The organism is Serratia sp. CY81684 (assembly GCF_052166595.1).
In the GTDB taxonomy this organism is placed as follows: domain Bacteria; phylum Pseudomonadota; class Gammaproteobacteria; order Enterobacterales; family Enterobacteriaceae; genus Serratia; species Serratia nematodiphila.
In genome coordinates this window covers 1-19,381 of sequence record NZ_JBJNOO010000005.1, presented here as the reverse complement: position 1 = coordinate 19,381, position 19,381 = coordinate 1, and the positions used below count along the sequence as shown (strand labels likewise).

The window sequence follows — 19,381 nt, the reverse complement described above, 5'->3', positions numbered from 1 at the left end:
GCATCTCTGATGACAGGGATGATGATAACAAATGCGCGTCTTTCACATACTCAGACTCGCAGGGTTGGAAAAGGTTTCCCGGTTAGGAAAAAAAGTTTCGAAATAAATGCTCTTTTACGAGGAGGTAGCGAAATGCCATTGCTGGATAGCTTTACCGTCGATCATACCCGTATGGCAGCCCCGGCTGTCCGCGTTGCGAAAACCATGAAAACGCCTCATGGCGATACCATCACGGTATTTGATCTGCGCTTTTGCCGCCCGAACCTGGAAGTGATGCCCGAACGCGGTATTCACACGCTGGAACACCTGTTCGCCGGCTTTATGCGCGACCACCTGAACGGCCAGGGCGTGGAGATTATCGACATCTCCCCAATGGGCTGTCGCACCGGTTTCTACATGAGCCTGATCGGCGTGCCGGAAGAGCAGCGCGTTGCCGATGCCTGGAAAGCGGCGATGGCCGACGTGCTGAAAGTGACCGACCAGCGCAAGATCCCTGAGCTGAACGAGTACCAGTGTGGTACCTACCACATGCACTCGCTGGAAGAAGCGCAGGAAATCGCCAAGCACATTCTGGATAACGGCGTGGTGGTGAACCACAACGACGAACTGGCGCTGCCGAAAGAGAAGCTGCAGGAGCTGCATATCTAACCGTACGTTTCCCGCAGAGACAAAAAAGACGCGATTTCGCGTCTTTTTTACGTTCTGGCGGAGGGTTAGTGATGGCCGATGCTGGACTGCAGCGAGGTGATCGGCGTGACCCGCACCTGTTTGATCATATTGCCCTGCACGTCGAGAATGTCGATATCGTAATGGCCGATACGCACCCGGGTGCCGATTTCGGGGATCTCTTCCAGTTCTTCCAGCAGCATGCCGTTGACGGTGCGAGCTTCATTGGCGGGTAAAGTCCAGTTAAAGGCCTTGTTCAGCTCCCGCACGTTGGCGGTGCCGTCGATCAAGACCGAGCCGTCGCTCTGCGGCGTGACTTCTTCCGCCAGCGTCGGCGACATCGAGGTGGTGAAGTCGCCGACGATCTCCTCGAGGATGTCTTCCACCGTAACCAGGCCCTGAATGTCGCCGTACTCGTCGACCACGATGCCGACCTTCTCCTTGTTGCGCTGGAACTTCACCAGCTGCACGTTGAGCGGCGTGCCTTCCGGTACGAAGTAGATCTCATCGGCGGCGCGCAGCAGGTTCTCTTTGTTAAACTCTTTTTTCTCGGTCATCAGACGGTAGGCTTCGCGCACGCGCAGCATGCCGATCGCGTCGTCCAGCGAGCTGCGATACAGCACGATGCGACCGTGTGGCGAGTGGGTCAGCTGGCGCATGATCGACTTCCAGTCGTCGTTGACGTCGATGCCGACGATCTCGGTGCGAGGCACCATGATGTCGTTGACCGTCACCTTTTCCAGGTCCAGCACCGAGATCAGCATGTCCTGATTGCGGCGGGAGATCTGCGACTGGGATTCACGCACGATGGTGCGCAGCTCATCCTTGCTGACGGCGTCGCTGATGCGCACGTTGGTGCGGATACCGAACAGGCGCAAGGTCAGGCTGGTGATGCCGTTGAGCAGCCAGACCAGCGGGAACATCACCTTTTGCAACGGGGCCAGCAGGACGCTGCTGGGGAAGGCGATGCGTTCCGGATAGAGCGCGGCGAAGGTTTTCGGCAGCACCTCAGCGAACAGCAGCACGGCGAAGGTCAGCACGCCGGTCGCAATCGCCACGCCGAGATCGCCATACAGCCGCATGCCGACGATGGTCGCCAGCGCCGAGGCGAGGATGTTGACCAGGTTGTTGCCGATCAGCACCAGGCCGATCAGCCGATCCGGTTTTTGCAGCAGCTTCTCCACCCGGCGCGCCGAACGGTTACCCTGCTTGGACAGGTGGCGCAGGCGATAACGGTTGAGCGTCATCATGCCGGTTTCGGAGGCGGAGAAGTAAGCGGAGACCACGATCATGATCACCAGGATAATGATGAGGGTCCCCGTCGACACATGCTCCAATGCAGTATTCCTTATAGAGAGGGAAAGTTGAACCGGGCTGGCTCAGCGCACCATCACCTGTTGAATCAGACGGCTGCCGAAGTAGGCGAGCGTCAGCAGGAAGGCGCCGGCGAAGCTGAACCAGACGACGCGGCGGCCGCGCCAGCCTTCATGGTAATGGCCCCACAGCAACACGATATACACGAACCAGGCCATGATCGACAACACGGCTTTATGCACGTTTTCTTTGCTGAACAGATTATCCATGTACAGCAGGCCGGTGCACAGGGTGAGCGTCAGCAGCACCACGCCGATCTGGGTGATATGGAACATCTTGCGCTCGATGCTCATCAGCGGCGGCATGTCGGCGCTGAAGGTCAGCTTCTTGTTTTTCAACAGGTAGTCGAGCCAGGCGAGCTGTAAGGCGTAGAGCGCGGCGATGATAAGGGTGGCGTAAGAGAACAGCGCCAGGCCGATATGCACCATCAGTTCCGGGCTGGCTTCCAGATGAGTGATGAACTCGCCGGGCATGAAGCTGGCGAAGGCCAGGTTGATCATCGCGAAGCTGTAGACGATCGGCAGCAGGAACCAGCCGCGATCGCGCGAGGCGACGAAGGTCATCACCGAGCAGATGATCAGGCTGACGATAGAACCAATGTTCAGCAGGCTGAGATTCTGCCCGGCGCTGACGTCAAAGATGCGCTGCTGCAGCGCGATGGCGTGGCAAATCAACGCCACCACCGCCGAGACGAGGGCGAGCCGACGGTATGCGCTGTTCTTCCGCAACAAGCTGGGAATGATCAGTCCAAGGCTGAGCAGGTAGGCCATCAAAGCCACAATGGAGAAAACTGGCATAACGTTTAATTTTGCTTCGGCGTGGTTAATTGGAGTGTCAGTATAGCGTTGCGCGCGTTTCACTCCAACCGATCTCCAACGCTGAGGCAGAGATCCTGCGCGCTTCGTGTTATCATCGGCGCAATTGTGTCGCCGGAGCGGCCTGTCATTACACGTTGAGCATGAGACGATGTTTGAAAATTTAACCGATCGATTGTCGCGCACGTTGCGCAATATCAGCGGCCGCGGGCGGCTGACCGAAGAGAATATCAAGGAAACCCTGCGTGAAGTGCGTATGGCATTGCTGGAAGCGGACGTTGCGCTGCCGGTGGTGCGCGACTTCATCAACCGCGTCAAAGAGAGCGCGGTTGGCCATGAAGTCAACAAAAGCCTGACGCCGGGGCAGGAGTTCGTCAAGATCGTCAAGGGCGAGCTGATCGCCGCGATGGGCGAAGTCAACACCGAGCTGAATCTGGCGGCCCAGCCGCCGGCGGTGGTGCTGATGGCGGGCCTGCAGGGCGCCGGTAAAACCACCAGCGTCGGTAAGCTCGGCAAGTTCCTGAAAGAAAAACAGAAGAAGAAAGTGTTGGTGGTTTCCGCGGACGTTTATCGCCCGGCGGCGATCAAACAGCTGGAAACGCTGGCGGAAGGCGTCGGCATCGACTTCTTCCCGTCTGACGTCAAAGAAAAACCGATCGACATCGTCAATCGCGCGCTGCAACAGGCCAAGCTGAAGTTCTACGATGTCCTTATTGTCGATACCGCCGGCCGCTTGCACGTTGACGAAGCGATGATGGACGAGATCAAACAGGTGCACGCGGCGATCAAGCCGGTGGAAACCCTGTTCGTGGTCGACGCCATGACCGGCCAGGACGCCGCCAATACCGCCAAGGCGTTTAACGAAGCGCTGCCGCTGACCGGCGTGGTGCTGACCAAGGTCGACGGCGATGCGCGCGGCGGTGCCGCGTTGTCCATCCGCCATATCACCGGCAAGCCGATCAAGTTCCTCGGCGTCGGCGAGAAGACCGAAGCGCTGGAGCCGTTTTACCCGGATCGCGTGGCATCGCGCATCCTGGGCATGGGCGACGTGCTGTCGCTGATCGAAGATATCGAAAGCAAGGTCGACCGCGAGCAGGCGGAGAAGCTGGCCAACAAGCTGAAGAAGGGCGACGGTTTCGATCTGACCGACTTCCTGGAGCAGCTCAAGCAGATGCGCAACATGGGCGGCATGGCCAATATGCTGAGTAAGCTGCCGGGCGCCGGCCAACTGCCGGACAACGTCAAGTCGCAGATGGACGACAAAGTGCTGGTGCGCATGGAGGCGATCATCAACTCGATGACGCTGAAAGAGCGCGCCAAACCGGAAATCATCAAGGGCTCGCGCAAGCGTCGCATCGCGATGGGGGCCGGCATGCAGGTGCAGGACGTCAACCGCTTGCTGAAGCAGTTCGACGAAATGCAGCGTATGATGAAGAAGATGAAAAAAGGCGGTATGGCGAAGATGATGCGCGGCATGAAAGGTATGATGCCGCCGGGCTTCCCTGGCCGCTGACGGGCTTCCGCACGCTGAGTGCGGGCGCTTTCAGCATTCGCCGTTCGCGGTGAAAACCGTCCGAAATTTGGCAGGCTGCAAAAGTTGTCCCCTGCGATCGACGCTTTAGATTGCTTTTTGCGCCAAAATGAGTAAAATTTTCGGGCTTTTTATATTGCAACCGGGCCCCGTCCCTCAATGGGGCCCGGCTGTTTTATTAACTAAAGAGGATGTTATGGTAACAATTCGTTTGGCACGTGGCGGCGCTAAAAAGCGTCCGTTCTATCAAGTAGTAGTGACCGACAGCCGCAACGCTCGTGATGGTCGTTTCATCGAGCGCGTAGGCTTCTTCAACCCGATCGCTTCCGGTCAGGCTGAAGCACTGCGTCTGGACCTGGACCGCATCGAGCACTGGGTTGGTCTGGGTGCAACCGTTTCTGATCGCGTTCACGCGCTGATCAAAGACGCTAAGAAAGCAGCTTAATCTGTCGCGGTGGTGGCAATGAGCAAGCAACTCAAACCGGTAGCGCCGATCGCGCCGATTGTACTCGGTAAAATGGGTTCCGCTTACGGCATTCGTGGTTGGCTCAGAGTGTTTTCATCCACCGAGAACGCCGAAAGCATTTTTGACTATCAGCCGTGGTTTATCCAGCAGGCGGGTCAGTGGCAGCATATCGAGTTGGAAGACTGGAAGCGCCACAGTCAGGATCTGATCATCAAAGTCAAAGGCATTGACGATCGGGACGCGGCGAATCTGCTGACTAATCGCGAGATTATGGTGGATTCCGATCAACTTCCTCCGTTGGAGGGTGATGATTACTACTGGAAAGACCTGATGGGCTGCCAGGTAGTCACCTCCGCTGGCTACGAGCTGGGTAAAGTCATCGATATGATGGAAACCGGCTCGAACGATGTGATGGTTGTGAAAGCGAACCTGAAAGATGCGTTCGGCATGAAGGAGCGGTTGATTCCGTTTCTTCATGGGCAGGTTATCAAGAAAGTCGATCTCACTGCTCGCGTGATTGAGGCAGATTGGGATCCTGGTTTTTGACCCCCGGATCAAACGGTCGAAGCAAGTGGAATAACGGTAAGGGGATTGGCTTGTGTTCATCGGTATTGTAAGCCTGTTTCCTGAGATGTTCCGCGCTATCACCGATTACGGGGTGACTGGCCGGGCAGTAAAAAATGGCCTGCTGAGCGTGCAGTGTTGGAGTCCTCGCGACTTCACCTACGACCGGCATCGCACCGTGGACGATCGCCCTTACGGCGGCGGCCCGGGAATGCTGATGATGGTGCAACCTTTACGGGAAGCCATTCATGCGGCGAAAGCAGCGGCAGGCGAGGGAGCAAAGGTGATTTATCTGTCACCTCAGGGGCGCAAGCTGGATCAAACCGGCGTGTGCGAACTGGCGGCCAATCAGAAGATGATTCTGGTGTGCGGCCGTTACGAAGGGATAGACGAGCGCGTAATCCAAACCGAAATTGACGAAGAATGGTCAATCGGCGATTACGTTCTCAGCGGCGGGGAACTGCCGGCGATGACCCTGATTGATTCAGTCGCCCGTTTCATACCGGGTGTGCTGGGCCATCAGGCCTCAGCGGAGGAAGACTCCTTCGCCGACGGATTGCTGGACTGCCCGCACTATACCCGCCCCGAGGTGTTGGAAGGGATGGAGGTACCGCCGGTTCTGCTGTCGGGCAACCATGCCGAGATACGTCGCTGGCGCTTAAAGCAGTCGCTGGGCCGAACCTGGCTTAGAAGACCTGAACTTCTAGAAAGCCTAGCTCTGACTGACGAGCAAGCGGTGTTGCTGGCTGAGTTCCAACGGGAACATCAGGCCAGGCAACAGGACTATGAAGGAAACGTCTGACATCAGACGGGACCGATATATCAGTTTACCTAGGGTAAGAGACATATTATGAGCAACATTATTAAGCAACTTGAACAAGAGCAGATGAAACAAGACGTACCTGCATTCCGTCCGGGTGATTCCGTGGAAGTGAAGGTATGGGTCGTTGAAGGTAGCAAAAAACGTCTGCAGGCATTCGAGGGCGTGGTTATCGCTATCCGTAACCGCGGTCTGCACTCTGCATTCACTGTTCGTAAGATTTCCAACGGCGAAGGTGTTGAGCGCGTATTCCAGACTCACTCCCCAGTAATCGACAGCATTACTGTTAAACGTCGTGGTGCCGTTCGTAAAGCTAAACTGTACTACCTGCGTGAGCGTACTGGTAAGGCTGCTCGTATCAAAGAGCGTCTGAACCGCGTTGGCTAACGCTGCATCCAAAAGTTAATAGTTATCAGGGGTTGGCCTATGCCAACCCCTTTTTTTATCCGAAAATTCTATCGCGCTGTATTTGCGAGAGTCCGTCTGCGTAGTACCGACATGAAAAAGCCTGCATCAGCAGGCCTTTTACCCTACAGCGCGGCGGCGCTTTGTTTATGCTGATTCTCCGGCGGGTGCGGCTGCGCCGGGACAATATCATCGCCAGGTTTAACGATCACCCGTGCAACGGACTCGTGCGTGGCGAACGTGCAGCTGCAGTTGATGTTGCGACATTGATGGTAACGCTCTTTGGTCGACTCGCTCAGATAACGGCTGGAGCGAGTGTGGGCCACGTGACCGCATAGTGGACAGTGCATCATAAGAACCCCCTTGAACAAATTAAGTGAAATTGGTGTGGCATCATCCTTTGGCGAGCGAACTCGTCATCATGAGGCAATGCCCTGCAAGCACAGTGCGCGTTCCATGGCGCGTCGCTGTTCCAGCCCTTTGTTTTTCTTTCCGTTTACGTAAACCCAGCGTGGCAGCTGATCGCAGGCCTGCCGCCACTGGCGCTGTTGCAGCAGCGCGACCAGCGTAGAGTGGCAGGCTGCGCTGACGCCCACATTGAAAGCGAAGGTCATAGGTTTGTTGCGAGAGCGTATCCGGCAGGCAGGCGGCCATGCCGCGCTCGGTGCGGCGAACATCGTCGACCAAATCCATCGCGGCTTTGTGTTCATCGATCGCTTTACCAGGAATGACGCCAGCGGTGTGCCCAATGCCCTGCGTCCACACCCCGGCGCTGCACTGGTAAGGCGACAGGCGGCAACCTTCGAGATCGGCGATCAGCCTGAGGCCGGCTTCTGAAGTTTGCAGCTCGCCAAATGACGGCAACAGCACGGCGATGGCCAAAACGGCGGCGACGCTGCAGCGCTTAACGGTTGCACTCATCGTAAATTTTCCTCCGCGATGTCGCATTGCGCTCAATGGCCTTCAAGATCTGCAGGCTTTTACGTCGGTAGTACCAGTTCACCAGAAACGTGCCGATGCCTACCGCCGCACCGACTAAAAAGGCAATGTCCTGCGAAGACAGCTTGCCGAGCCAGGCGAGAAACAGCGCCATGGCGTAGGTGATGAATGAGGTTATTTTCTCCATAGCCTTATGCTCGCTTCGTTTACAGAATCTCGGGAGCCGGAGGCATCAATGCGAGACAGCTCGCTATCGATATCCATCATGCTCCTGGCCTGTATGATAATTACTGTATATACATACAGTATTAAGCTATTTGCTAAAGTCGTCAATGGGTGAGGTGAATATTTTTAGCAGATTGTGCAAAAGAGGGGGGGGGGCGGCATAAAAAAAGCCCATCGATGATGGGCTTCGAGAAATAATGGGGGAGATTACAGGCCGTAGACCAGCGTGACCGAGGTGGTGGTATCTGTGTTCTTCGGCGCCGAGGCCGGCGGTTTGCTGTTGTAGGTCACGGTGTAAGCCACGCGCAATGAGAAGCGATCGTTGATCGCCACGTTCAACGCGCTTTCCGAGTTCAGCGTGGTTTCTTCGTTCGCCAGCGCGGAAACGCCCTGAATGAACTTGGTGTTGTCGGTCAACTGATAGGAATAGTTAGCCGCGCCATAGGCCAGCCCCTTGGTCGAGCGGCCGCCGCCATGGTATTCGTCATGGCGCACGCCGGGACCGAATTCCACCCGCAGGTCACTGAGTGGCCCGTTAAGGAGTTGACGGCCGTAGCCGCCGGTCAGCGTGGAGCGTGAGTCGTAACCGTTGAAACGGTCACTCAGCCAGCTGGCCTGACCGAACAGGTAGTTGCGATCGGTCAGGTTATAGCGCGTACGGCCACCGGCCTGGTATTTTTCGGACGAGCGCACGTTGGAGGAAGTGGTGTTGTTGGCCGCCCCCCACAGGCTGTACGCCGCGTCACTGTTGAACCAGGTCATGTTGGTGTTGGCCAACAGGGTGGAGCTCTGCGAGTTACCTGACTGGGCGTTATAGCCCGCCTGCACGTTGCCTTCGAACGGTTTCTTGGCGGTGGCCGGATCGTCCATCGCGGTGAAAAGCGTATTGTCGGCAAGGGCTGAAACACTGGTGAAAGTCGTTAAGCAGCAAATATACAGCGGAAAAGCGCGACGAGCGCGAGAAGAGAGCATTTTGGATCCAGTTGTTAAGGGGAGTTATTGTTGATGACGGTCACATTATATCGGTTCATTTCGGCGACAAAAATAGCCGCCATTAGCTTAAGTTTTTAATTTTTATCCCTCATTTATTCGCTTTTCTTCTACTTAAAATCATCGCTTTTGGCGGCATTTCGTGCTGATCCTGCTTCGCACAGGCGTCGGTGCCGAGATGGGCCGTGCATCCTCGCTGTAAAATTTAATGTACAAATATGTTTACATTCATTGGCTTTGTTAGGCATGAGGGGTTATAGCATGGTGATGGGTTTTTTATTTGTTTAATTGGTTGTATTTGTTGTATTTAAACCAATTTCAGTAACCCTTTTTCAAAGGTGATTTAATCAAGATAATGACGGTAATCTTTTATTTACGGAAAATGGATTGAAAACTTTACATATCGTGATAGGGTAGAGCCCTGAAACGCTCAATGTTCCATTTCAACGCATAACGCCAAACGACAGGAATAGCATCATGCAAAAAGACGCGCTCAATAACGTACACATCAGTGCAGAACAGGTTCTCATCACGCCGGAGGAGCTGAAGAACCAGTTCCCGCTCAGCGCCGACGACGAAAATGAGATCGCCACTGCGCGCAACACTATCGCCAACATTTTGCAGGGGCACGATCATCGCCTGTTGGTGGTATGCGGGCCTTGTTCGATCCACGATCCGGACGCGGCGCTGGACTATGCCCGTCGTTTGAAAACCCTGGCGGCTGACTTGAGCGATCAGCTGTATATCGTTATGCGCGTCTACTTTGAAAAACCCAGAACCACTGTCGGCTGGAAAGGTTTGATCAACGATCCGTACATGGACGGTTCGTTTGACGTTGAGGCAGGCTTGCATATCGCGCGTCGCCTGTTGCTGGATCTGGTGGGCATGGGCTTGCCGTTGGCTACCGAAGCGTTGGATCCGAACAGCCCGCAGTACCTGGGCGATTTGTTCAGCTGGTCGGCGATCGGCGCGCGTACCACCGAATCTCAGACCCACCGAGAAATGGCCTCCGGCCTGTCGATGCCGGTCGGGTTCAAAAACGGCACCGATGGCAGTCTGGGCACTGCCATCAACGCCATGCGCGCCGCTGCCATGCCGCATCGCTTCGTCGGCATTAACCAGGCCGGCCAGGTTTGCCTGCTGCAGACGCAGGGCAACCCGGATGGGCACGTGATCCTGCGCGGCGGCAAAACTCCGAACTACAGTGCCGAGCACGTTGCGGCCTGTGAAAAACAGATGCTTGAGGCGGGACTCCACCCGTCCTTGATGATAGATTGCAGCCATGGCAACTCGAATAAAGACTATCGCCGTCAGCCGGCGGTGGCCGAGTCCGTGGTAGAGCAGATCAAAGCGGGCAACCGCTCAATCACCGGCATTATGCTGGAGAGCCATCTGCATGAGGGCAACCAGTCTTCCGAACAGCCGCGTGCAGACATGCGTTACGGTGTGTCCGTCACCGACGCCTGCATCAACTGGGAGAGCACGGAAACCCTGCTGCGCCATATGCATCAGGAACTCGGCGCTGCGCTGGCGGCCCGCACGGGAGAAAAGTAAGTTATGGTGGCAGAACTGACCGCGCTGCGCGATCAAATCGATGAGGTGGATAAAGCGCTGCTGGGTCTGCTGGCGAAACGCCTGCATCTGGTAGCGGAGGTGGGCGAAGTCAAAAGCCGTCATGGCCTGCCGGTTTACGTACCGGAGCGCGAAGCCGCGATGCTTGCCTCGCGCCGCCAGGAGGCGGAAAACCTCGGGGTGCCGCCGGATTTGATCGAGGACGTTTTGCGCCGCGTGATGCGCGAATCGTACGTCAGCGAGAACGATAAAGGTTTTAAAACTTTGTGTCCGCAGCTGCGGCCGATCGTCATCATCGGCGGCAACGGCCAGATGGGACGGCTGTTCAACCGCTTGCTGACGCTGTCGGGTTATCAGGTCAGGGTACTGGATCAGGAAGATTGGCCGCAGGCGGAACAGCTGCTGGCAGACGCCGGCATGGTGATCGTCAGCGTGCCGATCCACGTGACCGAGCAGGTGATAAGCCGCCTGCCGACGCTACCTGCCGACTGTATTCTGGTGGATTTGGCGTCGGTGAAGAACCGCCCGCTGCATGCGATGTTGGCGGCGCACAGCGGCCCAGTGGTAGGGCTGCACCCGATGTTCGGCCCGGACGTGGGCAGCGTGGCGAAGCAGGTGGTGGTTTACTGCGACGGCCGCCAGCCGGAGGCTTACCAATGGTTGCTTGAACAGCTGCAGGTGTGGGGCGCGCGGCTGCATCGCATCAGCGCAGTCGAACACGATCAGAACATGGCGTTTATTCAGGCGCTGCGGCACTTCGCCACCTTCGCCTACGGGTTGCATCTGGCGGAAGAGAACGTGCAACTGGAGCAGTTGCTGGCGCTCTCCTCGCCGATCTACCGGCTGGAGCTGGCGATGGTTGGCCGCCTGTTCGCGCAGGATCCACAGCTTTATGCCGATATCATCATGTCGTCGGAGGAAAACGTGGCGCTGATTAAACGTTACTACCAGCGCTTCGGCGAGGCGATAACGCTGTTGGAGCATGGCGACAAACAGGCGTTTATCGACAGTTTCCGCAAGGTGGAGCACTGGTTCGGCGATTACGCCCAACGCTTCCTGGTGGAGAGCCGCACGCTGTTGCGACAGGCTAACGACAGCCGACAGTAAAACGCGGGCGGTAAACGCGGGCGGTAAACGTAAAAGGTTCGGCTTGGCCGAACCTTTTTTTATGGTTTCAGGATGGGTTGACCGGCACCACGGTGTCGCTCGGGTAACAACCCAACACCTTCAGTGAGCGGGTGATCGGCGCCAGATCGCGCAGCGCTTTTTGCATCGCGTCGGCACGCAGGTTGGCCTGCACATCGATATAAAACATCTCTTCCCACGGATTGCCGTTGATCGGGCGTGATTCCAGTTTGGTCATGATGATGCCGTTGTCGCGCAGAACCAGCAGTGCTTCGACCAACGCGCCGGATTGCTGGCCGGTCGCCATGATCAGCGTGGTTTTGGCTGGCACCTGTTCAGATACGTCGATCGCTTTGCGCGCCAGGACGATGAAGCGAGTGATGTTCTGCTGCTGGTTGGCGAGGTTGTGTTCCAGCACCTGCAGCCCGTACAACGCGCCGCCGGCCTCACTGCCCAGCGCTGCCACCTTCGGCGAATTCAGCTTGGCGACTTTCTCCATCGCCGCGGCGGTGCTTTCGGTGTACTCGATTTTCCAGTGCGGGAAGCGGTTTAGGAACTGGCTGCACTGCTGGAACGGCTGCGGGTGGCTGTAGACGGTTTCAATCTGGCCCAGATCGCTGTCGCCGGCCACCAGAACGCAATGATCGATCGGGTTGGTTAGTTCGCCGACGATCGACAGGCTGGTGTGTTGCAGCAGATCGTACACCTCGTTAATCGAACCGGAACTGGTATTCTCGATCGGCAAAATTGCGTAGTCCGCCTGGCCGGTTTCCACCTGGGCGAAGATATCCTGAAACTTCTGGCAGCCGCATTCGATCAGCTGATCAAAATGACGGGCGGCGTATTGGCGTGCCGCCAGATGCGAATAAGAGCCTTTCGGGCCGAGGAAGGCGATGCGGGCGGAATGCTGGCTGACGGGGTTGAGCTGGTGCTGCAGCAGCGCCTGTTGGGTCAGGACGGAATCTTCGATAATCAGTTGGAACAGGCGGGTGACGTAAAAACCGTCCAGATCGTAAGGTTTGGCGGCGGCGATCAGCGCATCCAGCAGATCGCGTTCGCGCTCTTTATCGCGGATCGGGCGGTGAGAGTGCAGCTTGGTCTTGCCGACTTCGATCGCCAGTTCACGGCGTTCCGCCAGCAGAGCCAGCAGTTTCAAGTCCAGTGCGCTGATGCGCTCGCGCAGCACCAATAACGGGTTGTCAGTCATAATCAGCTTCCGCCTTCTGTTCTTATTCGTTGTAAAACAGCCATAAAAAAAGCCCCCTGTCTCCAGGAGGCCTTGTTGTTCGTCTTCGCATTCTTTCTCACACGACGAAACGCCTCCCAGTCAGGGGAAGGTAAAAAAGAATGCGAAGAAAAACGGTGTGCGTGGCATGGTCTACCTAAGGTTGATGTGAACAGGTTTTAAAGTAACCGCTGGCCTTTAGCCCGTCAACAAAAATACCCGACAAAAAACGCGCCCTCGGGCGCGTTTGATGCGGCAATCGCTGTCGGACGGTTATTCCTGCTCTTGCGTGACTTCCGGCACGATGTCTTTCACGCTGGCGTTGCAGCGGCGCGCTTCGCCTTTGTGCTGCACCTTGTTCAACTGGCGCTCCAGCTTGGCGATAAGCTCATTAACGGCGGTATACATGTCATCATGTTTGGCGCTGGCGACCAGCGGGCCGTTAGGCGTGGTAATGGTAGCATCGGCGACAAACCCCTGCGGTTCTTTGGATAAGACGATATGCGGGTTAATCAGCTGGGTCTGCCATTTTTCCAGTTTGGTGAGACGGTCTTCGACGTGATTGCGGATTGCGGGAGTGATATCCATTTGTTTGCTGGTAATGTTCAATGTCATATAACTTACCTCTCTGTCTTTCCGTCTTGGTGAATCCAGCATACCCCGCTTTTTGTTTAAATGCGTGATGTAAATCACGATTTTTTGTCACTTTTTGCAAAGTTAGTTCAATCTGTGATTCAGCATTTGAATTGGCTATCTAATGCTTGAGAGTTGCCGCCGGATGGCGCATTATCGATGAGTTGACCGGTGAGGAGTACTAGCTAACACCGTGTTTTTACTTGTGTATTTTTCCAGTAAAAACCAGGTCGACGCCAATGAAAACGGCAGCCTCGGCTGCCGTTTGGTTTTTCTGCCGTTGCCGACGCGCGTTTATTGCGGGTTGGCGGCGATCACTTTGGCCACTTTGTCAGCCTGGCCGTTCAGCTGCAGCTGCTTGTAGGCATTTTCCATCAGCGGCAACACGTCGTGCGTCGCTTTGGTATCCGGGAATTCACGCAACATCTGCTCGGCGCGATTAACGACCGCGACGTAAGCACCGCGTTTAGTGTAGTATTCCGCCACCGAAAGCTCATACTTGGCCAAACGGTCTTTCAGATACACCAAACGCTTGTTGGCGTCGGTCGCGTATTGGCTGTTCGGGTATTGCTGAATCAACTGGCTGAAGTCGCGGAACGCAGCGCGAGCGTGCTGAGGATCGCGGTCCGAACGGTCAACCCCGAAGAAGCCCTGCAGCGCGCTGTCATCGAGCGCCATGTCGGTCAGGCCGCGCATGTACATCACGTAATCGATGTTCGGGTGCGTCGGGTTCAGACGCATGAAGCGATCGATGGATGCCTGAGCCATCGGCAAGTCGGCGGCCTTATAGTAGGCGTAAATCAAATCCAGCTGGACCTGCTGGGAATACGGCCCGAAAGGATAGCGGTTATCTAACGCTTCGAGTTGCGTAATCGCGCCCTTGAAGTTACCGTCCTGCAGTTTTTGCTGCGCGGTAGCATAGATTTCCGAAGGTGGGTTGTCGGGAACCGCATCCTTGGATGTGGAGCAACCTGCCAGCGCCAGGCTCAACGTGGCTGCCGCCACCAGATATTTCATACGCGTCATGACGTTTTGATTATCCTCAGGGTGTTATTCCGGGAGACTGTCCGTTAAGCTCCCGACAAAGACCAGGTACAATAGCACATTATATTAAACGGCATCGCCGTGAAAACCCAACGTTAACGAAGAAGCTGCATATGGCACAACAAGTACAACTCACCGCAACGGTGGCCGAATCTCAACTCGGACAACGTTTAGATCAGGCTTTGGCCGAATTGTTCCCTGATTATTCACGATCTCGCATAAAAGAGTGGATCCTGGGCGATCGGGTGAAGGTCAATGGCAAAACGTCAAACAAACCGAAAGAGAAGGTGCTGGGCGGAGAGACCGTCGCCATCGATGCACAGATTGAAGAAGAGGCGCGTTGGGAGCCACAGGACATCGCGCTGGATATCGTCTATGAAGACAGCGACATCCTGGTGATCAACAAACCGCGCGATTTGGTGGTGCACCCTGGCGCCGGTAACCCGGACGGCACGGTGCTCAATGCGCTGCTGCATCACTACCCGGAAATTGCCGACGTGCCGCGTGCCGGCATCGTGCACCGTCTGGACAAAGACACCACCGGCCTGATGGTGGTGGCGAAAACCGTGCCGGCGCAAACCCGGCTGGTGGAAGCGCTGCAGGCGCGTGAGATCACCCGTGAATATGAAGCGGTGGCGATCGGCACCATGACCGCTGGCGGCACGGTAGAAGAGCCTATCGCGCGTCATTCCACCAAGCGTACCCATATGGCGGTGCACCCGATGGGTAAACCGGCGGTAACGCACTACCGCATCATGGAACACTTCCGCGCGCACACCCGCCTGCGCCTGCGCCTGGAAACCGGCCGTACTCACCAGATCCGTGTACACATGGCTTACATCAGCCATCCGCTGGTGGGCGATCCGCTGTACGGCGGCCGTCCGCGTCCACCAAAGGGCGCTTCGGAAGCCTTCATCAACACGCTGCGCGGCTTTGACCGCCAGGCGCTGCACGCCACCATGCTGCGTTTGTATCATCCGATCAGCGGCATCCAGATGGAGTGGCATGCGCCGCTGCCGCAGGACATGGTCGATCTGATCAACGCGCTGAAGGCGGACACCGAAGAATTCAAAGATCAGATGGACTGGTAATGAGCTCGCTCATTCTGCCTGACTGGCCGTTGCCTACCGGGGTTAAGGCCTGCAGCACCACGCGTGGCGGCGGCGTTAGCCTGCCGCCTTATGACTCGCTGAACCTCGGCACCCACGTCGGTGATGAGGCGCAAGCGGTGACACGCAATCGGGAACGTTTGGTTACCGCCGCCGGTTTGCCGCAGATGCCGGTGTGGCTCGAGCAGGTGCACGGCACTCGCGTGGTGACGTTGACGGGGAAAGCGCCCGCCGATCTGCGGGCGGATGCGGTGTACAGCAACGTGCCGGGGCAGGTGTGCGCCGTGATGACGGCGGATTGTCTGCCGGTGCTATTCTACTCGCAGCACGGTGACGAAGTGGCTGCCGCCCACGCCGGCTGGCGCGGGTTATGCCACGGCGTGCTGGAGCAAACCGTGGCGGCGTTCAGCGCCGCGCCGGGTCAGATCAGCGCCTGGTTGGGGCCGGCGATCGGCCCACAGCAGTTTGAGGTCGGGCCGGAAGTGCACGCCGCTTTCATGGCGGAAGACGCCGAAGCCGCGGCGGCGTTTACGCCGCACGGCGATAAATTTTTGGCTAATATCTATTTGCTGGCTCGCCAACGTTTGTTGCGAGCGGGCGTGCAGGCCATCTATGGCGGCGACCGCTGTACGGTTAACGAAACGAGTCATTTTTTCTCCTATCGGCGCGATGGAATAACCGGACGTATGGCAAGTTTAATCTGGCTGATATAACCTATTGAATTAGGACGATCCAACGACGCATGGCGTTGTACCGAAAATTTAGCGTCGAGATAACCTTGAAAATTTGAGGGATGACCTCATTTAATCTCCAGTAGCAATTTCGACCCATCTTGGAGGTGTTATGCGTCTGGATCGTCTTACCAACAAATTCCAGCTTGCCCTCGCCGATGCCCAGTCACTAGCCCTTGGGCACGACAACCAGTTTATTGAACCGCTACATCTGATGAGCGCCCTGCTCAATCAAGAAGGGGGCACGGTTCGTCCACTATTAACTTCCGCAGGTATCGATGCCGGGCGCGTGCGCACCGAAATCGAACAGGCGCTGTCCCGTTTACCGCAGGTAGAAGGCACCGGTGGCGACGTTCAACCGTCCCACGAGCTGGTGCGCGTCCTGAACCTGTGCGACAAGCTGGCGCAGAAGCGCGCGGACAAATTCATTTCTTCCGAGCTGTTTGTGCTTGCGGTGCTGGAAGACCGCGGCTCGTTGACCGACTTGTTGAAAGCGGCCGGCGCAACGGCCGACAAAATCAGCAAAGCCATTGAACAAATGAGAGGCGGTGACAGCGTGGAAGATCAAGGCGCCGAAGACCAACGGCAAGCATTGAAGAAATACACCATCGATCTGACCGAACGTGCCGAGCAGGGCAAACTTGACCCGGTGATTGGCCGTGACGAAGAGATCCGCCGCACCATTCAGGTGCTGCAACGCCGCACCAAAAACAACCCGGTACTTATCGGCGAACCTGGCGTGGGTAAAACCGCCATCGTCGAAGGCCTGGCGCAGCGCATCATCAACGGCGAAGTGCCGGAAGGGTTGAAGCACAAGCGCGTATTGTCCCTCGATATGGGCGCTTTGATCGCCGGCGCCAAATATCGCGGCGAGTTTGAAGAGCGTCTGAAAGGCGTGCTTAACGATCTGGCCAAGCAGGAAGGCAGCGTTATCCTGTTTATCGACGAACTGCACACCATGGTCGGCGCCGGTAAGGCGGATGGCGCAATGGATGCGGGCAACATGCTCAAGCCGGCGCTGGCGCGCGGCGAGCTGCACTGCGTCGGTGCCACCACGCTGGATGAGTATCGTCAATATATAGAGAAGGATGCGGCCCTCGAACGTCGTTTCCAGAAAGTGTATGTGGCGGAGCCGAGTGTGGAAGACACTATCGCTATTCTGCGCGGCCTGAAAGAGCGTTACGAACTGCACCACCACGTGCAGATCACCGATCCGGCCATCGTGGCGGCGGCAACGCTTTCGCACCGTTATATCGCCGATCGTCAATTGCCGGACAAGGCTATTGACCTTATCGACGAAGCGGCGTCCAGCATTCGCATGCAGATGGACTCCAAGCCTGAATCGCTCGACAGGCTTGAGCGCCGCATCATTCAGTTGAAGCTGGAACAGCAGGCGCTGAATAAAGAGTCGGACGACGCCAGTAAGAAACGCCTGGAAATGCTCAGCGATGAGCTGGGGCAGAAAGAACGCGAATATTCGGAGCTGGAAGAAGAGTGGAAAGCGGAAAAAGCGTCACTCTCCGGTACTCAGAACATCAAGGCGGAACTTGAGCAGGCCAAAATCACCCTGGAGCAGGCGCGCCGCGTCGGCGATTTGGGGCGGATGTCGGAACTGCAATACGGCAAGATCCCTGAGCTGGAGAAACAGCTCGCCGCTGCCACGCAGGCCGAAGGCAAGAGCATGAAGCTGTTGCGCAACCGGGTAACCGATGCGGAGATTGCCGAAGTGCTGGCGCGCGCGACCGGGATCCCGGTGGCCAGAATGCTGGAAGGCGAGCGCGACAAGCTGCTGCGCCTGGAGCAAGAGCTGCATTCGCGGGTGATCGGCCAGGACGAAGCGGTCAGCGCGGTCTCTAATGCTATCCGCCGCAGCCGCGCCGGGTTGTCCGATCCTAACCGGCCGATCGGTTCGTTCCTGTTCCTTGGCCCGACCGGGGTGGGGAAAACCGAGCTTTGCAAGGCGCTGGCTTCGTTCCTGTTCGACAGCGACGACGCCATGGTGCGTATCGATATGTCCGAGTTTATGGAGAAACACTCCGTCTCTCGTCTGGTCGGCGCGCCTCCGGGCTATGTCGGTTATGAAGAGGGCGGCTACCTGACGGAAGCCGTGCGTCGCCGGCCTTATTCGGTGATCCTGCTGGATGAAGTCGAGAAAGCGCACCCAGACGTGTTTAACATCCTGCTGCAGGTGTTGGATGACGGCCGCCTGACCGATGGCCAGGGCCGTACCGTCGATTTCCGCAATACCGTGGTGATCATGACGTCCAACCTGGGTTCGGATCTGATCCAGGAGCATTTCGGTCAGATGAACTACGCGCAGATGAAAGAGTCGGTGATGGAGATGGTGAGTCACCACTTCCGTCCGGAATTCATCAACCGTATCGATGAAGTGGTGGTGTTCCATCCGCTGGGCGAGAAACACATTGCTGCGATCGCCAAGATTCAGCTGTCGCGTCTGTACAAGCGTTTGGAAGAGCGCGGTTACGAAGTAACCATGACCGAGCCTGCTCTGGCGTTGTTGAGCAAAACCGGTTACGACCCTGTGTATGGTGCGCGTCCGTTGAAACGCGCTATTCAGCAGGAGATCGAGAACCCGTTGGCGCAGCAAATCCTGTCCGGCAAGCTGATCCCCGGCAAGCTGGTGACGCTGGATGTGGAAAACGACCATATCGTTGCACGCCAATAACGGCAATTAAGCCTATTAAAGATGAAAGGGAGCGGGTGACCGCTCCCTTTTCTTTATCTTCGTTTGCTCCTGTTTGCAGGGTTTGCCGCTATTACTGCGCTAAAACCGGTGTTTTTTGACTAATAAACATCCTAAAAAGGCATTTTTGGTGATTATTTGAACGCTTGAAGGGTTTTTTGCAATTAGGGGTTGCGGCCTGCCGAGAACTCCCTATAATGCGCCTCCACTGACCGGGAACAACGACTGACAAGCCGCCGGGTCAGCGAGAAGAAAGCGAAATAAACGCTTGACTCTCCGGGCGAAAAGCGTAGTATACGCAGCCCGCGCCGATGAGTTTCTCGGCACTGCTCTTTAACAATTTATCAGACAATCTGTGTGGGCACTCCACAAGACGATATCCAGCATCTTCGGATGCAAAAAAATATCAAGTCTTGAAGAGTGACTAACTGAAGTAAAATTCA

General features: G+C 56.6%; 20 protein-coding genes, 1 pseudogene and 1 other annotated feature. Of the genes and pseudogenes, 11 read left to right on the top strand and 10 right to left on the bottom strand.

Annotated elements, in window-relative coordinates; translation table 11 throughout:
* Window positions 1–132: 132 nt before the first annotated feature.
* Window positions 133–648, top strand: a complete 516-nt coding sequence (luxS, locus tag ACJ8QF_RS18125; protein ID WP_004932513.1) for an S-ribosylhomocysteine lyase — start codon at window positions 133–135, stop codon at window positions 646–648.
* Window positions 649–713: 65 nt separating this feature from the next.
* Here luxS and ACJ8QF_RS18120 read toward each other — a convergent pair whose 3' ends face one another.
* On the bottom strand, window positions 714–2,003 hold the full coding sequence (locus ACJ8QF_RS18120) for an HlyC/CorC family transporter (RefSeq protein ID WP_015376704.1): 1,290 nt from the start codon (window positions 2,001–2,003) through the stop codon (window positions 714–716).
* A 42-nt stretch (window positions 2,004–2,045) separates the two neighbouring features.
* Window positions 2,046–2,837, bottom strand: coding sequence for a cytochrome C assembly family protein (locus tag ACJ8QF_RS18115; RefSeq protein WP_004932506.1), 792 nt, complete (start codon window positions 2,835–2,837; stop codon window positions 2,046–2,048).
* Between the two features lie 169 nt (window positions 2,838–3,006).
* Between ACJ8QF_RS18115 and ffh the strand changes: the two genes are divergently transcribed.
* From ffh to rplS, 5 genes are all read left to right on the top strand, one after another.
* Window positions 3,007–4,368 (top strand): signal recognition particle protein, encoded by a 1,362-nt coding sequence (ffh, locus tag ACJ8QF_RS18110; RefSeq protein WP_004932504.1) that lies wholly within the window; start codon window positions 3,007–3,009, stop codon window positions 4,366–4,368.
* A 214-nt stretch (window positions 4,369–4,582) separates the two neighbouring features.
* Entirely contained in the window at window positions 4,583–4,831 is a 249-nt protein-coding gene (gene rpsP / locus ACJ8QF_RS18105) for a 30S ribosomal protein S16 (protein ID WP_004932501.1), read from the top strand.
* An 18-nt stretch (window positions 4,832–4,849) separates the two neighbouring features.
* Window positions 4,850–5,398, top strand: a complete 549-nt coding sequence (rimM, locus tag ACJ8QF_RS18100; protein ID WP_004932489.1) for a ribosome maturation factor RimM — start codon at window positions 4,850–4,852, stop codon at window positions 5,396–5,398.
* A 52-nt stretch (window positions 5,399–5,450) separates the two neighbouring features.
* Window positions 5,451–6,218 (top strand): tRNA (guanosine(37)-N1)-methyltransferase TrmD, encoded by a 768-nt coding sequence (gene trmD, locus ACJ8QF_RS18095; RefSeq protein WP_004932485.1) that lies wholly within the window; start codon window positions 5,451–5,453, stop codon window positions 6,216–6,218.
* Window positions 6,219–6,266: 48 nt separating this feature from the next.
* Entirely contained in the window at window positions 6,267–6,623 is a 357-nt protein-coding gene (rplS, locus tag ACJ8QF_RS18090) for a 50S ribosomal protein L19 (RefSeq protein WP_004932484.1), read from the top strand.
* Between the two features lie 143 nt (window positions 6,624–6,766).
* Here the strand turns inward: rplS and ACJ8QF_RS18085 are convergent, their stop codons facing one another.
* The 4 genes and pseudogenes from ACJ8QF_RS18085 to ACJ8QF_RS18070 all read right to left on the bottom strand — a co-directional run bounded on the left by ACJ8QF_RS18085 (window position 6,767) and on the right by ACJ8QF_RS18070 (window position 8,777).
* On the bottom strand, window positions 6,767–6,994 hold the full coding sequence (locus tag ACJ8QF_RS18085) for an ogr/Delta-like zinc finger family protein (RefSeq protein WP_016929021.1): 228 nt from the start codon (window positions 6,992–6,994) through the stop codon (window positions 6,767–6,769).
* A 66-nt stretch (window positions 6,995–7,060) separates the two neighbouring features.
* Window positions 7,061–7,562, bottom strand: a pseudogene (locus ACJ8QF_RS18080) (lysozyme).
* The gene (locus ACJ8QF_RS18075; RefSeq protein ID WP_265261585.1) at window positions 7,546–7,767 is read right to left on the bottom strand and encodes a phage holin family protein; all 222 of its coding nucleotides are present in this window, start codon (window positions 7,765–7,767) and stop codon (window positions 7,546–7,548) included. Before ACJ8QF_RS18075 ends, ACJ8QF_RS18080 begins: the two are co-directional and overlap by 17 nt.
* Window positions 7,768–8,012: 245 nt before the next feature.
* Window positions 8,013–8,777, bottom strand: coding sequence for a DUF481 domain-containing protein (locus tag ACJ8QF_RS18070; RefSeq protein ID WP_004932469.1), 765 nt, complete (start codon window positions 8,775–8,777; stop codon window positions 8,013–8,015).
* A 495-nt stretch (window positions 8,778–9,272) separates the two neighbouring features.
* On the opposite strand from ACJ8QF_RS18070, the gene ACJ8QF_RS18065 reads away from it, so the two are divergent.
* Both ACJ8QF_RS18065 and tyrA read left to right on the top strand, forming a co-directional pair.
* Window positions 9,273–10,349: a 3-deoxy-7-phosphoheptulonate synthase gene (locus ACJ8QF_RS18065; protein WP_131165245.1), complete on the top strand. Its 1,077-nt coding sequence runs from the start codon at window positions 9,273–9,275 to the stop codon at window positions 10,347–10,349.
* A gap of 3 nt (window positions 10,350–10,352) precedes the next feature.
* Window positions 10,353–11,474 carry a bifunctional chorismate mutase/prephenate dehydrogenase gene (tyrA, locus tag ACJ8QF_RS18060; protein WP_004932463.1) on the top strand — a complete coding sequence of 374 codons (1,122 nt, stop codon included), beginning with the start codon at window positions 10,353–10,355 and terminating at the stop codon, window positions 11,472–11,474.
* 67 nt (window positions 11,475–11,541) lie between these two features.
* Here tyrA and pheA read toward each other — a convergent pair whose 3' ends face one another.
* The 4 genes from pheA to bamD all read right to left on the bottom strand — a co-directional run bounded on the left by pheA (window position 11,542) and on the right by bamD (window position 14,376).
* Window positions 11,542–12,699, bottom strand: coding sequence for a bifunctional chorismate mutase/prephenate dehydratase (gene pheA, locus ACJ8QF_RS18055; protein WP_049187931.1), 1,158 nt, complete (start codon window positions 12,697–12,699; stop codon window positions 11,542–11,544).
* Window positions 12,700–12,741: 42 nt separating this feature from the next.
* Window positions 12,742–12,868 (bottom strand) — a sequence feature (Phe leader region).
* Window positions 12,820–12,867, bottom strand: a complete 48-nt coding sequence (locus tag ACJ8QF_RS18050) for a hypothetical protein (RefSeq protein WP_101428074.1) — start codon at window positions 12,865–12,867, stop codon at window positions 12,820–12,822. (Overlaps the previous feature by 48 nt.)
* A gap of 122 nt (window positions 12,869–12,990) precedes the next feature.
* Window positions 12,991–13,332 carry a ribosome-associated translation inhibitor RaiA gene (gene raiA / locus ACJ8QF_RS18045; RefSeq protein ID WP_004932457.1) on the bottom strand — a complete coding sequence of 114 codons (342 nt, stop codon included), beginning with the start codon at window positions 13,330–13,332 and terminating at the stop codon, window positions 12,991–12,993.
* A 312-nt stretch (window positions 13,333–13,644) separates the two neighbouring features.
* A complete protein-coding gene (gene bamD, locus ACJ8QF_RS18040) occupies window positions 13,645–14,376 on the bottom strand; it encodes an outer membrane protein assembly factor BamD (RefSeq protein WP_004932456.1) in 732 nt (243 codons plus the stop codon).
* Window positions 14,377–14,507: 131 nt separating this feature from the next.
* Here bamD and rluD point away from each other — a divergent pair, with 131 nt between their 5' ends.
* The 3 genes from rluD to clpB all read left to right on the top strand — a co-directional run bounded on the left by rluD (window position 14,508) and on the right by clpB (window position 18,920).
* Window positions 14,508–15,485: a 23S rRNA pseudouridine(1911/1915/1917) synthase RluD gene (gene rluD / locus ACJ8QF_RS18035; protein ID WP_004932452.1), complete on the top strand. Its 978-nt coding sequence runs from the start codon at window positions 14,508–14,510 to the stop codon at window positions 15,483–15,485.
* Window positions 15,485–16,216, top strand: coding sequence for a purine nucleoside phosphorylase YfiH (gene yfiH, locus ACJ8QF_RS18030; protein WP_442537740.1), 732 nt, complete (start codon window positions 15,485–15,487; stop codon window positions 16,214–16,216). Before rluD ends, yfiH begins: the two co-directional genes overlap by 1 nt.
* Window positions 16,217–16,346: 130 nt before the next feature.
* Window positions 16,347–18,920: an ATP-dependent chaperone ClpB gene (gene clpB / locus ACJ8QF_RS18025; RefSeq protein ID WP_004932446.1), complete on the top strand. Its 2,574-nt coding sequence runs from the start codon at window positions 16,347–16,349 to the stop codon at window positions 18,918–18,920.
* Window positions 18,921–19,381 lie beyond the last annotated feature (461 nt).

What these genes read in the sequence shown, in the direction of transcription:
- luxS (WP_004932513.1), top strand. Translation starts at nt 133, where the DNA reads ATGCCATTGCTGGATAGCTTTACCGTCGATCATACCCGTATGGCAGCC.
- ACJ8QF_RS18115 (WP_004932506.1), bottom strand. Translation starts at nt 2,837, where the DNA reads ATGCCAGTTTTCTCCATTGTGGCTTTGATGGCCTACCTGCTCAGCCTT.
- ffh (WP_004932504.1), top strand. Translation starts at nt 3,007, where the DNA reads ATGTTTGAAAATTTAACCGATCGATTGTCGCGCACGTTGCGCAATATC.
- rpsP (WP_004932501.1), top strand. Translation starts at nt 4,583, where the DNA reads ATGGTAACAATTCGTTTGGCACGTGGCGGCGCTAAAAAGCGTCCGTTC.
- rimM (WP_004932489.1), top strand. Translation starts at nt 4,850, where the DNA reads ATGAGCAAGCAACTCAAACCGGTAGCGCCGATCGCGCCGATTGTACTC.
- rplS (WP_004932484.1), top strand. Translation starts at nt 6,267, where the DNA reads ATGAGCAACATTATTAAGCAACTTGAACAAGAGCAGATGAAACAAGAC.
- ACJ8QF_RS18085 (WP_016929021.1), bottom strand. Translation starts at nt 6,994, where the DNA reads ATGATGCACTGTCCACTATGCGGTCACGTGGCCCACACTCGCTCCAGC.
- ACJ8QF_RS18075 (WP_265261585.1), bottom strand. Translation starts at nt 7,767, where the DNA reads ATGGAGAAAATAACCTCATTCATCACCTACGCCATGGCGCTGTTTCTC.
- ACJ8QF_RS18070 (WP_004932469.1), bottom strand. Translation starts at nt 8,777, where the DNA reads ATGCTCTCTTCTCGCGCTCGTCGCGCTTTTCCGCTGTATATTTGCTGC.
- ACJ8QF_RS18065 (WP_131165245.1), top strand. Translation starts at nt 9,273, where the DNA reads ATGCAAAAAGACGCGCTCAATAACGTACACATCAGTGCAGAACAGGTT.
- tyrA (WP_004932463.1), top strand. Translation starts at nt 10,353, where the DNA reads ATGGTGGCAGAACTGACCGCGCTGCGCGATCAAATCGATGAGGTGGAT.
- pheA (WP_049187931.1), bottom strand. Translation starts at nt 12,699, where the DNA reads ATGACTGACAACCCGTTATTGGTGCTGCGCGAGCGCATCAGCGCACTG.
- raiA (WP_004932457.1), bottom strand. Translation starts at nt 13,332, where the DNA reads ATGACATTGAACATTACCAGCAAACAAATGGATATCACTCCCGCAATC.
- bamD (WP_004932456.1), bottom strand. Translation starts at nt 14,376, where the DNA reads ATGACGCGTATGAAATATCTGGTGGCGGCAGCCACGTTGAGCCTGGCG.
- rluD (WP_004932452.1), top strand. Translation starts at nt 14,508, where the DNA reads ATGGCACAACAAGTACAACTCACCGCAACGGTGGCCGAATCTCAACTC.
- yfiH (WP_442537740.1), top strand. Translation starts at nt 15,485, where the DNA reads ATGAGCTCGCTCATTCTGCCTGACTGGCCGTTGCCTACCGGGGTTAAG.
- clpB (WP_004932446.1), top strand. Translation starts at nt 16,347, where the DNA reads ATGCGTCTGGATCGTCTTACCAACAAATTCCAGCTTGCCCTCGCCGAT.